The sequence below is a fragment of the Microvirga lenta genome, assembly GCF_020532555.1.
GTDB lineage: Bacteria > Pseudomonadota > Alphaproteobacteria > Rhizobiales > Beijerinckiaceae > Microvirga > Microvirga lenta.
In genome coordinates, this window is record NZ_JAJBBR010000005.1 from 213,662 (window position 1) to 228,209 (window position 14,548).

At 66.9% G+C, this 14,548-nt stretch carries 10 protein-coding genes; 5 read left to right on the top strand and 5 right to left on the bottom strand.

Going from position 1 to position 14,548, the window contains the following annotated elements; genetic code table 11:
- Positions 1-29 precede the first annotated feature (29 nt).
- The 3 genes from LGR44_RS09410 to LGR44_RS09420 all read right to left on the bottom strand — a co-directional run bounded on the left by LGR44_RS09410 (position 30) and on the right by LGR44_RS09420 (position 4,063).
- Entirely contained in the window at positions 30-1,583 is a 1,554-nt protein-coding gene (locus tag LGR44_RS09410; protein ID WP_226739698.1) for an acetolactate synthase large subunit, read from the bottom strand.
- 96 nt (positions 1,584-1,679) lie between these two features.
- The gene (locus LGR44_RS09415) at positions 1,680-3,008 is read right to left on the bottom strand and encodes an aspartate aminotransferase family protein (protein ID WP_226740187.1); all 1,329 of its coding nucleotides are present in this window, start codon (positions 3,006-3,008) and stop codon (positions 1,680-1,682) included.
- A gap of 5 nt (positions 3,009-3,013) precedes the next feature.
- Positions 3,014-4,063 (bottom strand): phosphotransferase, encoded by a 1,050-nt coding sequence (locus tag LGR44_RS09420; RefSeq protein ID WP_226739700.1) that lies wholly within the window; start codon positions 4,061-4,063, stop codon positions 3,014-3,016.
- Between the two features lie 200 nt (positions 4,064-4,263).
- Between LGR44_RS09420 and LGR44_RS09425 the strand changes: the two genes are divergently transcribed.
- From LGR44_RS09425 to LGR44_RS09440, 4 genes are all read left to right on the top strand, one after another.
- A complete protein-coding gene (locus LGR44_RS09425) occupies positions 4,264-5,706 on the top strand; it encodes an aldehyde dehydrogenase family protein (protein WP_226739702.1) in 1,443 nt (480 codons plus the stop codon).
- Between the two features lie 144 nt (positions 5,707-5,850).
- Positions 5,851-6,909 carry an SDR family oxidoreductase gene (locus LGR44_RS09430; protein ID WP_226739704.1) on the top strand — a complete coding sequence of 353 codons (1,059 nt, stop codon included), beginning with the start codon at positions 5,851-5,853 and terminating at the stop codon, positions 6,907-6,909.
- Positions 6,906-8,762, top strand: coding sequence for a glycoside hydrolase family 15 protein (locus tag LGR44_RS09435; protein WP_226739706.1), 1,857 nt, complete (start codon positions 6,906-6,908; stop codon positions 8,760-8,762). Before LGR44_RS09430 ends, LGR44_RS09435 begins: the two co-directional genes overlap by 4 nt.
- A 152-nt stretch (positions 8,763-8,914) precedes the next feature.
- A complete protein-coding gene (locus LGR44_RS09440; protein WP_226739708.1) occupies positions 8,915-10,126 on the top strand; it encodes an FAD-dependent monooxygenase in 1,212 nt (403 codons plus the stop codon).
- 14 nt (positions 10,127-10,140) lie between these two features.
- Here the strand turns inward: LGR44_RS09440 and LGR44_RS09445 are convergent, their stop codons facing one another.
- The gene (locus tag LGR44_RS09445) at positions 10,141-11,145 is read right to left on the bottom strand and encodes a sensor histidine kinase (RefSeq protein ID WP_226739710.1); all 1,005 of its coding nucleotides are present in this window, start codon (positions 11,143-11,145) and stop codon (positions 10,141-10,143) included.
- 163 nt (positions 11,146-11,308) lie between these two features.
- Positions 11,309-11,647, bottom strand: a complete 339-nt coding sequence (locus LGR44_RS09450) for a hypothetical protein (protein WP_226739712.1) — start codon at positions 11,645-11,647, stop codon at positions 11,309-11,311.
- A 366-nt stretch (positions 11,648-12,013) separates the two neighbouring features.
- Here LGR44_RS09450 and LGR44_RS09455 point away from each other — a divergent pair, with 366 nt between their 5' ends.
- Positions 12,014-14,545 (top strand): hybrid sensor histidine kinase/response regulator, encoded by a 2,532-nt coding sequence (locus LGR44_RS09455; RefSeq protein ID WP_226739714.1) that lies wholly within the window; start codon positions 12,014-12,016, stop codon positions 14,543-14,545.
- Positions 14,546-14,548: the final 3 nt, after the last annotated feature.

Sequence of the window (14,548 nt, forward strand, 5' to 3'; positions counted from 1 at the left end):
CCCGTCAAGAATTTCGTAAAGTCGGATCGTTAAAGGACGGCCTCGATCAGGAACGGGCCGCGGCGCGAGAGCGCACCTTCGAGGAGCCTCACGAACTCCTCCACCGTGGTGGCGCGTCCCGCCTCCACGCCCATGCCCCTGGCCATCGTCACCCAGTCGAGCGCCGGCTCGTCGATGGTGAGCATGCGCTCCGCGTTGCGGCCGAACCGGTTGACGCCGACATTGCGCATCTCTCCCTGGAGAATGGCATAGGCGCGGTTGGAGAAGACGATGGTGACCACGTCGAGATTCTCGCGCGCCTGGGTCCACAAGCCCTGGATCGTGTACATGCCGCTGCCGTCCGCCTGGAGGCCGATCACCTTGCGGTCGGGGCAGGCCACTGCGGCGCCGGCGGCCATGGGGATGCCGATGCCGATGGCGCCGCCCGTGAGCTGCAGGTAATCGTGCGGCGCCGCCTGCTGCGACAGAGCGAAGAACCGCCGCCCCGAGGTGACGGATTCATCGCAGACGATCGCGTTTTCCGGAATGAGACGCGCGACGGCGAGCGAAATCGCGTCCTGCGTCAGCGGGCCGGTCGGAAGGGCCTCGTCGATCGTGCCGGGCCGGACGACGGGGGCAGGCGCGCCGGGCTTCACTCCGAGCTCGTCGGCGAGCCAGGCGAGCGCCGTCTTGGGATCGCCGCCCATCCGCGCGAGCTCCACCACTTGGCAATCGTCGCGAATGAGACGCCCGGGCTTGCCGGGATAGGCGAAGAACGCCACCGGCACCTTCGCGCCGACGACGATGAGGACATCGATGTCGCGGAGCGCCTCCACGGCCTGATCGACCGGGTACGGCACCTTGGTGACGGGTACGCGGCCCACGCCGCGCTCGATGCGCCCGTTGGAGGTCTGCGCCATGAGCCGGACGCCCGTGGCTTCGGCGATCCGCCCCGCGATTTCCAGCGCATCGGCGCGCAAAGCCCGCCCGCTCATGAAGAGCGCCGCGCGGCGCCCGGAGCGGACGGCATCCGCCGCGGCCCTGACCGCCTCCGCTGCGACGGGCTGCGGGTCCGGAACGACCGCGCGGGAGATCGGCTTGTCCGACGCCTCGCCCCAGGCGGCATCGGCGGGCAGGATCAGGGTCGTCACCCCGGGCAGCGACATGGCCGCCGCGTAGGCTGCCGCCGTGTCGGGACCGACGCTCTCCGCATCCGCGATGCGCCGGACCCAGTGGGACATGGGCCGGGCGAGGCTCTCGATGTCGCTGGTCAGCGGCGCATCGTGCTGCAGATGGTAGCTGGCATGGTCGCCGACCACGTTGATCATCGGCGTGAAGGCCCGGCGCGCATTGTGGAGATTGGCCAGACCGTTGGCGAGGCCGGGCCCCAGATGCAGGAGGGTGGCGGCGGGCTTGTCCGCCATGCGGGCATAGCCATCCGCCGCCGCCGTCACCACGCCTTCGAAGAGACCGAGCACGCAGCGCATGCGCGGCTTGCGGTCGAGGGCCGCCACGAAATGCATCTCCGAAGTGCCGGGATTGGCGAAACAGACATCCACGTCGTTCGCAAGCAGCACGTCGCACAGGCGGTCGGCACCGTTCATCGATTTTTCCGTCTTTCGTCCGTTGGCTGAAGGTTCGCGGGAGAGCTTATCCCGCTGCGGCGTCGAAGCTCCAGAAGGGATTCCCTGCACAGGTCCTCATCCACCGCCCATTTCGGCTCGAAGGATATCGTCCATGGCCGAGAGGAACAGGTCGGCGTTCCCGGTCGAGAAGACGAGCGGAGGGCGGATCTTGAGGATGTTCGCCGCAGGACCCGTGGCGCTGATGAGGATCCGCCGCTCCCGCAGGGCGTTGACGAGCCGCGCGGTCTCCTCCGTCGCAGGCTCCTTCGTCGGGCGGTCGCGCACCAGCTCGACGCCGATGAAGTGACCCGCGCCACGCACATCGCCGATGACCGGATAGCGTTGCGCCAGCGCCTGAAGGCCATCACGCAGGTAGTCGCCCACGCGGCGGGCATTCTCGACGAGCCCCTCCTCCTCGATTACCTCGAGCACCGCCATGCCGACGGCGGCGGAGACGGGATTGCCGCCGAAGGTGTTGAAGTAGCGGGTGCGCTGTCCGAACTCGGCCAGCACGTCCGGCCGCGCCACCATGCCGGCGACGGGATGGCCGTTGCCCATGGGCTTGCCGAGGGTGACGATGTCGGGCACGAGGCCATGGCGTTCGAAGCCCCACATCTGCCCGCCCGTGCGGCCGAAGCCGGGCTGCACCTCGTCGGCGATGAACAATCCGCCTGCCTCGCGGATCGCCGCGGCGGCAGGAGCCAGGAACCCAGGCGGATCGGCATAGACGCCGTCGCTGGAGAAGATCGTGTCCACCAGAAGCGCCGCCGGCCTGATGCCGCTCGCCGCCATGTCGGCGACGGCGGCGCGGACATGGCGGGCGAAGACCTCGCCCACATCGCCGCCGTTGCCCCGGTAGGCATCGGGCGCGGGCACCGTGCGGGCGTGCTCGCCCAATGTCATCGAGCGGCCGAGCGAGGGCGAGAGTTCCGCCGTCGCGGCCGTGGTGCCGTGATAGGCGAGCCGCGTCACGATCACCCCCGTGCCGCCCGTGTGGGTTTTCGCGACGCGCAGGGCGAGGTCGTTCGCCTCGCTGCCCGTGCAGGTGAACATCACGTTGGAGAGCTCCGCCGGAAAATATCCGAGGAGCTTTTCCGCGTAGTCCAGGATCGTGTCGTGCAGATAGCGCGTGTGGGTGTTGAGGATCGCCGCCTGTCGCGACAGGGCCGCCACCACATGGGGGTGGCCGTGCCCGACGGAGGCGACGTTGTTGTACATGTCGAGATAGGCCCGCCCGTCCGGATCGTAGAGCCACACGCCCTCCCCTCGCACCACATGGACCGGGTTGGCATAGAAGAGCCGGTAGGCCGGGCCGAGCAGGCGCTGCCTCCGGGCGATCATCTCCTTCTCGCGCAGGGCCACGCCGGCATCCTCGCCCGCGTCATAGGCGTTGATCATCGACACGTCGGTCATTCCCCTCGGCAGACGTTGTGCAGATAGGCGCGGGCCTCCTCGCGGGAGAGGCCCGAGAGCCTCTCCAGCCCGGCCCAGGCCTTCGGATTGTTGCGCAGAATATAGTCCCGGTTCTCGGGATAGCGCGCGGCGCGCCAGCCGCTGATCGCCACCGTCAGCACCATACGCGTCGCCAGGAGGTCGAACAGGATGTCGATCTCCTCCGGCGCCAGCGGGAGCACCGCATGGTAGCCCGCCAGCATTTCGCCGGGCCCCTCCAGCGGATGCCCCGCCTCGTTCAGCTGATACGCGGCCGCCACGGCGAGGTCGTTCACCAAAGGCGCGTGAACCGCATCGCCGAAATCGATGATGCCGGCGATCTCGTCGGTTGCGTCGGGAGACACCAGAACGTTGTGCGGGTTCATGTCGTTGTGGATCACCTGAGCGCGCAGGCCCGGCATCGCCGGCAGGGCATGGCGCTCGAAGGCGTCGAGAAAGCGTGCGGCGAGCGCGCGCCGCCCTTCGTCCGCGATGTGAACGAGCAGGTGGCGCACGCGGCTTGCGTGCTTCAGGTCCCACATCAGCTCGTGGCCGGAAGCGGGATGCGAGAAGCCCTGCAGCGCCCGGTCGAGCCGGGCGAGGCATGTTCCGAGATTGCGCTGCTGCAAGGCGCTGCGGGAGGCCCGGTGGAGGGGTTGCCCCTCGAGATAGGTGAGAATGCGCAGGATGCGCGGCGGCTCGCCGGGCCGCGTCAGGACCACCTCCGCCTCGCCCGCCTTCGTTCGCAGGACCCGCGGCACCGGCAGCGATGCGTCCCTGCTCTCGATGTGCAGCAGCGCCTGCGTCTGGAAGCGGGTGACCTCCGGATCCTCGGCCGGATTGCCGATCTTCAGCACGAAGTGGCGACCGTCTCCGGTCCGGAGGTGGAAGTTGCTGTCCCGCTCGCCCTTGAGCTCCACGGCCACCGCGTCGAGGCCGTAGAACGCGGCGGCGAGCCGCCGGGCTTCCCCGGCAGGAATGTCCGGCGCGGCCGTGGCGAGAAGCGGATCGATATTCTGTTGCGACATTATGATCGGCAGGCTTTCGTCGTTTCCCGACCTTAGCCCATGCCTTGCCGCATGTCCGCACCATGCGCGAAGAATATCGCCGGGACCGTTCCGCCGCCCTATCTCGACCATTCCCGGGTTTTCCCTTGGCCCCGGATGTGGAATACGAAGCTGAACGATCCCGCACCTTGCAGCACGACCTCAAAGGACCAGGCCAGACCATGAACGAGCATCTCTCCTTCTACATCGACGGCAAATGGGTGCAGCCGGAAGGCCGCCAGACCCTCGACGTCATCAATCCGGCCACGGAAGAGCCTTTTGCGCGCATCGCCCTCGGCACGGCCGCCGACGTGGACAGCGCGGTCGCCGCGGCCAAGCGCGCCTTCCCGTCCTATTCCCGCACGAGCCGCAAGGAGCGCCTGGATCTCCTCGGCTCCGTCCTCGACGCCTACAAGAAGCGCATCGACGACATCGCCGAGGCGATCTCTCAGGAGATGGGCGCCCCCATGACCCTGGCGAAGCAGGCCCAGGCCGCGGCCGGCGTCGGCCATATCAGCCGGGGCATCGAGGTCCTGAAGACCATGGAATTCGAGGAGCTCATCAACAACACCCTCGTGGTGCGCGAGCCCATCGGCGTCGTGGGCCTCATCACCCCCTGGAACTGGCCGCTCAACCAGATCACCTGCAAGGTGGCGCCCGCCCTCGGGACCGGCTGCACCATGGTGCTCAAGCCCAGCGAAGTCTCGCCGATTTCCGCCATCGTCTTCGCGGAGATCATGCACGAGGCGGGGGTGCCGGCGGGCGTGTTCAACCTCGTCAACGGCGACGGACCGACGGTCGGCGCGGCGATCTCGAGCCACCCCGACATCGACATGGTGTCCTTCACCGGCTCCACCCGCGCAGGCATCCTCGTCGCCAAGGCGGCGGCCGACACGGTGAAGCGCGTCCATCAGGAGCTCGGCGGCAAGTCGCCCAACATCATCCTCGACGATGCCGATTTCGAAGCGGCGATCACCCACGGGGCCAAGGGCTGCTTCAACAATAGCGGCCAGTCCTGCAACGCTCCGACGCGCCTGCTCGTGCCGCGCGCCCGGCAGGACGAGGTGGCGGCCATCGCCAAGCGGATCGCGGAGGCGACCATCGTGGGCGACCCGCGCTCGGCGGATACGGTCATCGGCCCCGTGGTGAGCGAAGTGCAGTTCAACCGGATCCAGGACCTCATCGATGCGGGCATCAAGGAAGGTGCCCGGCTGGTGACCGGCGGCCTCGGCCGTCCGGAAGGCCTGAACCGGGGCTACTACGTGCGGCCCACGGTCTTTGCCGATGTGACGAACGACATGCGCATCGCGCGCGAGGAGATCTTCGGCCCCGTGCTGTCGATCCTGCCCTACGAGTCGGAGGAGGAGGCGATCTCCATCGCCAACGACACGATCTACGGCCTGTCGAGCTATGTGACCTCGGGCGATCCCGAGCGGGCGCGCCGCATCGCCCGGGAGATCCGCGCCGGCATGGTGCACATCAACGGCTCCAGGGGCGACAACGCCGCGCCGTTCGGCGGCTACAAGCAGTCGGGCAACGGCCGCGAATGGGGCCGCTACGGCTTCGAGGACTACCTCGAGGTCAAGTCCATGTTCGGCTATCAGACCGCCGGACAGGCGGCCTGAACCGGGACCGCAGGTCGATTCGGATCAGACCGGCAGGGAGGCGACCTCCCTGCCGGTCTTTCTCTTTCTGGAGGACTAAAGTCTTTGAACTTTCAGCGTCCTTTCGAATTTCAAAAGGAGTGAACTCGAGCCGGAGACGCGGATTTGTACGGAATCGGACAGAACCTGGAGGACCGAGTCGCGGTGGTGACCGGCGCATCCGCCGGCGTGGGCCGGGCCACGGCCATCGCGCTGGCCGAAGCCGGCGTCCATGTGGGCATCATCGCCCGCCACGAGGAAGGCCTCGCCGAGGTCGCCCGTCTTGTGGAGAGCCACGGCGTGAGATGCGCTCCCGTCTCCTGCGACGTCGCGGATGCGGAGAGCATGATCGCCGCAGCCGACCGGATCTCCGAAGCCCTGGGGCCGATCGACATCTGGGTGAACTGCGCGATGGCCACGGTGTTCGCGCGCTTCGAGGACATCGCACCCGACGAATACGCGCGCGTGACGAATGTCTGCTATCTCGGCATGGTCAACGGCACGCGCGCGGCCCTCAGGCACATGCGCCCGCGCGACCGGGGCCTCATCCTCCAGGTCGGCTCCGCCCTCGCCTATCGGTCGATCCCCCTGCAGAGCCCCTATTGCGGCGCCAAGCACGCCATCGTCGGCTTTACCGACTCGCTCAGGAGCGAACTGCTCAAGGAGAAGAGCTCCATCACCATCACCGCCGTGCATCTGCCGGCGGTGAACACGCCGCAATTCGCCTGGGGGCGGGCGCATGTTGACTACGAGCCGCGTCCAGCCGGCACGCCCGTCGCGCCGGAGGTGGCGGGCGAGGCCATCGTCTCTGCCATCCGCAACCCGCGCCGGGATTACTGGCTCGGATTGCAGACGGCGCAGGCCATCCTCGGCGGAATGGTGGCGCCGGGCCTGCTCGACCGCTTCCTGGCCTGGACGGCCTATGAGGGACAGTTCGGCCCGGACCGCCTCGACGAGGACCGTCCGGACAATCTCTTCACGCCGGTCGGAAGCGTGGATCGTGAGCGCGGGCCCTATGCGGATGAGGAGAAGGGTTCGGCCGTGCTCGTCTCCGGCGCGGCGGCCCGTTTCGCCCTGGCCGGCGTCGTGGTGGGCGCGCTCGTCGGGGCAGGCTTCGCGCTCCGCGCCGGCACCCGGAACGGGAACCGTCTCCCTCGCCCGCCGGCGAGGCGCGCGATGAGATGAGACCGGACAAGCGCTCCTACCGCCCGATCGAGGATTACGCGCTGATCGGCAACGGCTTCGGCTCCGCGCTGGTCGCGCGGGACGGCTCCATCGACTGGTGCTGCCTGACGCGGTTCGATGCTCCTCCGGTTTTTTCACGCCTGCTCGACCGGATCCGCGGGGGCTTCTTTCAGATCGTGCCTGAGGAACCGCACGAGGTCTCGCGCGCCTATCTTCCCAGCACCAACATTCTCGAAACGACGTTCAAGACATCGGGCGGCACGGCGAAGCTGACGGACTTCATGCTGATGCCGCATGACGGTTCGCCCAGGCCCCTTCTCGTGCGGCTCGTTTCCGGCCTCGCGGGAGAGATTGCCTTGCGCGCGGTCTATCGTCCCCATGCCGGCTTCGCCCAGACCTTCCCGCCCCTGAACGTCTCAGGGGAAAGGGTGAGCGCCCCCGGATGCCCGGCATTCCTCTCGGATACCCCGTTCGCGGAGAAGGATGGAGCCGCCTGCGCGAGGCTGCATGTATACGAGGGCAGCGAGCATGTGTTCTGCCTCTTCGACGAGGACGCGTCCGAAATCTCGTGCCCCTCCGCGTCGGAGCTGCTCCAGCACGCCCGCACGCGCTGGTCCGACTGGGTGCAGGATGCAAACTATGCCGGCCCGCTCGAACAGGAGCTGATCCGCAGCGCCCTGGTTCTCAAGGCCCTGACCTACCAGCCGACGGGCGCGATGGTCGCGGCGCCGACCACCTCACTGCCGGAAGTGGTCGGCGGCGTGAGGAACTGGGATTACCGCTTCTGCTGGCTGCGCGATTCCTGCCTGGCCTTCTATGCACTCAAGAAATTCGGCTATGTGGCGGAGGCCGGCGACTTCTTCTCCTTCATCAATGACATCGCGCATCGCCGGGAGGTGAGCCTGAAGCCGCTCTATCCGGTGGACGGCGTTGCCGACATGCACGAGAAGGTCGTCGATCATTTCGAGGGCTGGCAGGGAAGCGCTCCGGTCCGCGTCGGCAACAAGGCCTCGGAGCAGCACCAGATCGACACCTACGGTCAGGTGCTCGATCTCATGTACATGCACGTCCGCCTCGGCGGAGCCCTCGACGACAAAACCAAGATCACCGGAACTTGCCTCGCCGACCACGTGGCGCGGGAATGGCGCAAGCCCGACAACGGCTTGTGGGAGCCGCGCCTCGAACCTAAGCGCTATCTGCATGCCGCGATCATGAACTGGGCGGCTCTCGACCGCGCCATCGCGCTCTTCGGCGAGAAGAGGGAATGGTGCGAGGCCCGTGCAGCCATCGAGAAGGACATCAAGACCGAAGGAGTTCACCCCGAGCACGGCTACCTGACCCAGGCTTTCGGGGAGGATGCGGTGGATGCGGCCGTGCTCGTTGCGCCCATGGTCGGATTTCCCGTCGATCATGACGTCTTCGCACGCACCGTCGACACCGTGATCGAGCAGTTGGCCCGCGGGCCGCTGGTCTACCGCTATCTCAACGACGACGGTCTGCCGGGACACGAAGGAACCTTCCTGCTCTGCGCCTTCTGGTTGGTCGACGCCCTGGCATGGCTGGACAGGGGAGAAGAGGCGGCGCAGCGTTTCGAGGATCTGCGGAAGCTTGCGAACGATGTCGGCCTCTATCCCGAGGAGATCGCCGAGGATGGCCGCTTTCTCGGCAATTTCCCGCAGGCTTTCAGCCATCTGGGATTCCTGCACTCCGCCCTCGTGCTGGATCTCTACCGGGAGGGCGGCCCGGAGGCCCTGCGGGGCACCTATGCCGACCGCACCCTGCGCGAGACGCGGCACCGGCAAGCACCCCGCATCGGCGGCAATGGCGAGGGCGCGGCGGAAATGCGCCGCTGAACGCGCAAAACAGGCCCGATCTGGGGCGCAGCTTCCCGCGTCTTTTGCAAGTCTCTCGAAAGTCCCACGCCTTACCCATTTGGGAGCATGTCAAAGTGCGGCAGCCTCCCGTACGCTCACCTCTTCCGGAAGCGGGAAGAGCGGGCACGCCCATGAAAATCGCATGCGTCGGAGCGGGACCGGCGGGTCTCTATTTCGCGATCCTGATGAAGCTGCGCGACCCGCGCCACGAGATCACCGTCTACGAGCGTAACCCGGAAGGGGTGACCCATGGATGGGGTGTCGTGTTCTGGGACGATCTCGTCGCCGATCTGCGGGCGAACGACCCCGTGACGGCGCAGGCGATTCTCGACCGCTCCTTCGGGTGGATCGATCAGGTCGTCGACGTGAAGGGCAGCAGGCCGGCGCGCGGCGGTGGAACGGGGTTCGGCATCTGTCGCCGGACATTGCTCGCCATCCTGCGGGAGCGTGCGACGGATCTCGGCGTCGAGATCCTGTTCGAGCACGAGATCGCGGAGGGGGCCCAACTGCCGGATGCGGACGTGATCGTGGCCGCCGACGGCGTCGGCAGTCAGGTCCGGCGCCTGCGCATGGACCGGTTCAGGACCAGGATCGATCTGGGCCGCAACAAATATGTGTGGCTCGGCACGCCGCGGGTGTTCGAGGCCTTCACCTTCGGCCTCGTGCCGACGCAGGCCGGCTGGATCTGGTTCCATGCCTATGGCTACAGCAAGGACATGAGCACCTTCATCGTCGAGTGCTCGCCGGAAACATGGAAGGGCCTGGGCTTCGACCGGCGGAACTCCGCCCAGAGCCTCACGCTCCTCGAGAATCTCTTCGAGGACCATCTCAACGGCCATCGTCTGCTCAGCCATTCCGACAGCCAGGAAAGCCTGCCCTGGCTCAATTTCCGCAACATGACGAACGAGAAGTGGCACGCGGACAACATCGCGCTCCTGGGCGATGCGGCGCACACCACGCACTTCTCCATCGGGTCGGGTACACGGCTGGCGATTCAGGATGCGATTGCGCTGGCCGCTAACCTGCATGGACACGAGGACGTGCAGACCGCCCTCGCCGCCTACGAACAGGAACGGCAGCTCGCCATGCTGCGCCCGCAGCGGGAGGCACGCCTCAGCGCGGCATGGTTCGAGAACATCCCGCGCTATGCCCATCTCGCGCCGCCGCAGTTGTTCGCGCTGCTGCTGGACCGCCGGTCCCGTCTGGTCTCGCACATTCCCCCGAAGCTGTATTACCGCCTCCATTGGGCGAAGCGCATCCCGCCCGTCCGAATGCTCTATCGCTGGGCGGCGTTGGGGGTCGAACAGCTCGCAGGGCTGCACCGCCGGCTGTCGCATTCGTAAGCTGCCGACAGGCGCTAGGCGGCAGGAGCATCGATGGTGCAGATCAATCCGGTGGGAGCGAAATCGACCTGCACCCTGCCGCCGAGAGCCTGTGCCAGGCTTCGCTCGATCAGCCGGGTCCCGAATCCTCGCGTCTTCGGCGGCTCCACCGCCGGACCGCCCTTCTCCTCCCAGCGCAGCGACAGGCGGGGCGGTTCCACGTCGTGAGCGACCGACCAGGTCAGGAAGATGCGGCCCGTATCGTTTGACAGCGCGCCGTATTTCACCGCATTTGTCGCCAGCTCGTGCAGCGCCATCGCCAGATCGAGGGCCACGCGAGGCGACAACCTCACATCCGGCCCCTGAATGTGGAACCGCCCCTCTCCAGGCACCTGGAAGGGTTCGATTGCATTCGCGACGATCTCGCGCAGGGACGCCCCATCCCAGCTCTGACGGGTCAGCACGTCATGGGCCCGCGACAGCGCGATCATGCGCTGCTCGATGGCGGCGCGCGCCTCGGGCGGCGTCGGTGCGGTGCGGAGCGTCTGGGACACGATCGACTGGACGGTGGCGAGCGTGTTCTTCACCCGATGGTTCAGCTCGTGCAGCAGAAGCTGCTGGTGTTCGGCCGCACGCACCCGATCCGTCACGTCGCTGCCCTCGATGAAGATGCCCGTGACGTTTCCATCGGCGCCGATGATGGGCTGGTAAACGAAATCGACGAAGACATCCTCCGCAGGCGCATCGGGACGCCTCTGGATCTTCATGGCCACTTCCCGGCCCACAAAGGGCATCCCCGTCGCGTAGACCTGATCGAGCAGCTCGAAGAAACCCTGCCCTGCCAGTTCGGGCTTCGCCTCGCGCACGGGCTTTCCGATGAGATCGCGGTTGCCGGAGAACTGGAGGAAGGCCGCATTGGCGAGTTCGAACACGTGGTCGGGCCCGCGCATGACGGCCATGAAGCCCGGCGCCTGCCGGAAGAGATCGGCAAGGCGCTCCTTCTCCTGCCGGAGAGTGGCCTTGGTGATGGTTTTGTCCATGCTGTTCATGAGGTCCAGCCGCCCGGGTCATGCGTCTCTTCGGCCACGAGACTTTAGGCATGCTCCACCGGACAGACGCTGCCGGACTCAGTGTAACTGATCCAATTGATGTCAGAAACGGACCGAAAAGGATGATGGCCGAACCGGCCTCATCCAGCCCCGATCAAGGGCTGCGCCGTCTCAGCACGGGGCCGGGGCTGTAGACGGGGTGCCGGATGCTCCTGCGCAGATCGACCACGGCATCCTGCAGAATGTCGATCGCAGCGATGGCCTGCGCCCTTGCCTTGGCGATCGTCGCAAGATTGCGCTCGGCGAAGCGGTCGGCCACCTGTGCCAGGCGCAAGCATCGCGCTTCGATGGCGGCCCTCGCCTCCTCCAGGCGGGGATTGAGGTCGTCCCAAGCGATGACGGCATCGCACACGCTCAGAACGTCCTCGGTCAGATTCTCGTCGGGATAGAGCCCCGTGTAGCGGCGAACCCGGGCGCGCGCGTCATCCAGCATGATTCGGATTTCTTCGCGCAACACCCTGTCGTCGCCCATGGTACGATCCTCCAGATAGCAAAGCGGCATCCTCGCCGGAGACGACGAGAATCGGACAGGGCCCTTCGAGCCCGGACGCTCACGCATTGCCGTGCGTTCCGAAACGGTTCCGTGACAGAACCGCGCTGTACAGCCCCTCGCCGGAACGTGCGATCCGGCACGGGAGGAGCATGACGCATACGACGGCGCAACCACTCTAGATCAGCCGGCTCTGCGTCGGCAACTCCGGATGAAGTTGCGGTTGCTCTTGTCATCGCCGCCGCCGCCCTATTCTATCTCGTCACGCCCGGCAGCCGGTGCCGGCCCTCGAGACTATGTGAGCACCGCTTGTCCCATCCAACGTCGTCGCGCCCCCAACCTACGCCCCCGTCGCTCAAGTCCCTGAGGCTGATGGCCGTTGCGGCGGTCCTGGTTCCGCTCGCGCTGTTCCTCGTCGCCGCCTGGGAGAGCCGGAGCCAGCGCTTTCAGGAGGCGGAGCAGCTGGTCCACCGCACGGTCGACGTTCTGCGCGAACACGCCGGAAGAGTCTTCGAGACCCAATCCCTGGTCCTGGACCGGGTGGACGAGCGAATCCGCGGAATGAGCTGGTCCGAAATCGCCGCCTCGGAAGAGCTCCACCGGGACCTGCGCGCCATCGACGGAAAGCTCGATCAGGTGGACAATGTCTGGTTGATCGATCCCGAAGCGCGGGGACGGGCCAGCAGCAACTTCTTTCCGGCTCCGGCCAGCTCCTATGTTCCCGACCGCGACTACTTCGTCGCCCTCAAGCAAAAGGACGAGGGCATCTATATCGGCCAGTCGTATCCCGGGCGCTCGAATCCCGGCAGCGTGTTCTTCAACATTGCGCGGCGCCGCTCGACCCCCGACGGCTCGTTCGACGGAATCATCGTCACGTCGCTTCAGCCGAGCTATTTCGCGGCTTTCTACCGTCCTCTCATCTCCGCGCCCAAGGACACGACATCCCTGATCCGCGGCGACGGGACGGTGCTGGCCAGGGGGCCCGAGTCCCTTTCGCATTCTTCCGTCCTGAGTCAGGACAGCGCATTCATGCGCGCCATCCGGAACGGCAGCCACGGCCTCTACCGCACCGTCTCCCAGGTGGACGGAGTGGAGCGGATCTACGCGTTCCGCAAGCTCGATCCGTACCCGCTTTACGTAACATTCGGACATCCCGTGAGCGCCATTCTCGCGAAGTGGCACAAGGACCTGATGCTCTACGGCGGGGTGACAGCCGCCGCGCTGTTCGCGCTCCTCGGCGTCACCGCCGTCGCCATGCGCCGCGCGCGGCACGAGCGTCAGGTCTTCGTCCGCTGGCGCGAGAGCGAGGCGCGTTACGAGGCCCTGTTTCAGCAATCGCCCACGGGCCTGCTGCTTTCCACGGTCAGGGATGACGGCTCCTTCGCCTTCGAGGAGATCAACCCGGCCCTGTGCCGCACATTGGGCGTCGCCCCCGAGGCCATCGTCGGCCGGGCACCGCGCGACGCATTCCCGGGGGAACTCGGCAGCACCATTCAGGATGCCTATGCGCGCTGCGTCTCGCGCAGGGAGCCCGTCGAATACGAGGCGAGCGGCGAAGGCTTCGATGGCCCGTTCACGCGGCGCGTGATCGTGATCCCGATCATGGATGCGCAGGGGCGGGTGCGAAAGCTGCTCGGCACCTCGATGGACATCACCCAGACCCGCCAGCTCGAGGAGCAGGTACGCCAGATGCAGAAGATCGAAGCGGTGGGCCAGCTCACGGGCGGCGTGGCGCACGACTTCAACAACCTTCTGATGGCCGTGATCGGCAATCTCGACCTGCTGCGCAAACGCATTCCGGAGGATCCTCGCGCCCAGCGATATCTGGACGGGGCCCTTCAGGGCGCGCAGCGCGGCGCCGCCCTCACACAGCGTCTGCTCGCCTTCGCCCGACGGCAGGATCTGCAGGCACGTGCGGTCGATGTGGCGACACTCGTGGAGGGCATCAAGGATCTGCTGGAGCGTTCGCTCGGTCCGCGCGTGAAGGTCCGCTATTCCCTCCCGACGGGTCTTTCCCCCGCGAAGATCGACCCGAACCAGCTCGAGCTGGCGCTGCTCAATCTCGCCGTCAATGCCCGCGATGCAATGCCCATGGGCGGCTCGCTGTCGGTGGAACTCGACGAGGTCGCGGTTGCGGATGCCCGGATCGAGGGCCTGCAGTCCGGCCGCTATCTCTGCCTGCGGGTCACCGATACCGGGACGGGCATGGACGAGGAAACGCTCAGGCGGGCCGTCGAGCCCTTCTTCTCGACCAAGGGCGTCGGCAAGGGCACCGGCCTCGGCCTCTCCATGGTCTACGGCCTTGCCGCGCAATCGGGCGGCGCCTTGCGCCTGTCGAGCGCTCTTGGGAAAGGCACGACCGCGGAGTTGTGGCTGCCGGTGACGGAGGCGGCCATGGAGGCGCCACGACGCACCGCCTCCGCCGTTCCGGCCGCCGCTCCTTCGACGATTCTCCTCGTCGACGACGACGCTCTCATCCTGATGAGCACGGCCAGCATGCTCGAGGATCTGGGGCATACCGTGATCGAGACCGAGTCGGGAACCAAGGCATTGGAGATGCTCAGGGCGGGTCCGCCTGTCGATCTTCTGCTGACCGACTATGCCATGCCGGGAATGACCGGGCTCGAACTCGCCCGTGCCGCGCGGGTGCTTCGGCCAGACCTCAAGATCCTTCTCGCGACCGGGTATGCCGACCTGCCGGAGGGTGCAACCCTCGATCTTCCCCGGCTGCCCAAGCCCTACACCCAGGACCAGCTCGCCGCACAGATCGGAGCCCTGGTCGGGCCGCAGGATTCCTCCTCGAAGGTCGTTTCCCTTCAAGAGTGGCGCAGCGCCGAATAGCGC

Bases quoted from the DNA above. Each gene is read 5' to 3' on its own strand.
- LGR44_RS09440 (WP_226739708.1), top strand. From the start codon at position 8,915: ATGAAAATCGCATGCGTCGGAGCGGGACCGGCGGGTCTCTATTTCGCG.
- LGR44_RS09410 (WP_226739698.1), bottom strand. From the start codon at position 1,583: ATGAACGGTGCCGACCGCCTGTGCGACGTGCTGCTTGCGAACGACGTG.
- LGR44_RS09420 (WP_226739700.1), bottom strand. From the start codon at position 4,063: ATGTCGCAACAGAATATCGATCCGCTTCTCGCCACGGCCGCGCCGGAC.
- LGR44_RS09450 (WP_226739712.1), bottom strand. From the start codon at position 11,647: ATGCTGGATGACGCGCGCGCCCGGGTTCGCCGCTACACGGGGCTCTAT.
- LGR44_RS09425 (WP_226739702.1), top strand. From the start codon at position 4,264: ATGAACGAGCATCTCTCCTTCTACATCGACGGCAAATGGGTGCAGCCG.
- LGR44_RS09435 (WP_226739706.1), top strand. From the start codon at position 6,906: ATGAGACCGGACAAGCGCTCCTACCGCCCGATCGAGGATTACGCGCTG.
- LGR44_RS09445 (WP_226739710.1), bottom strand. From the start codon at position 11,145: ATGGACAAAACCATCACCAAGGCCACTCTCCGGCAGGAGAAGGAGCGC.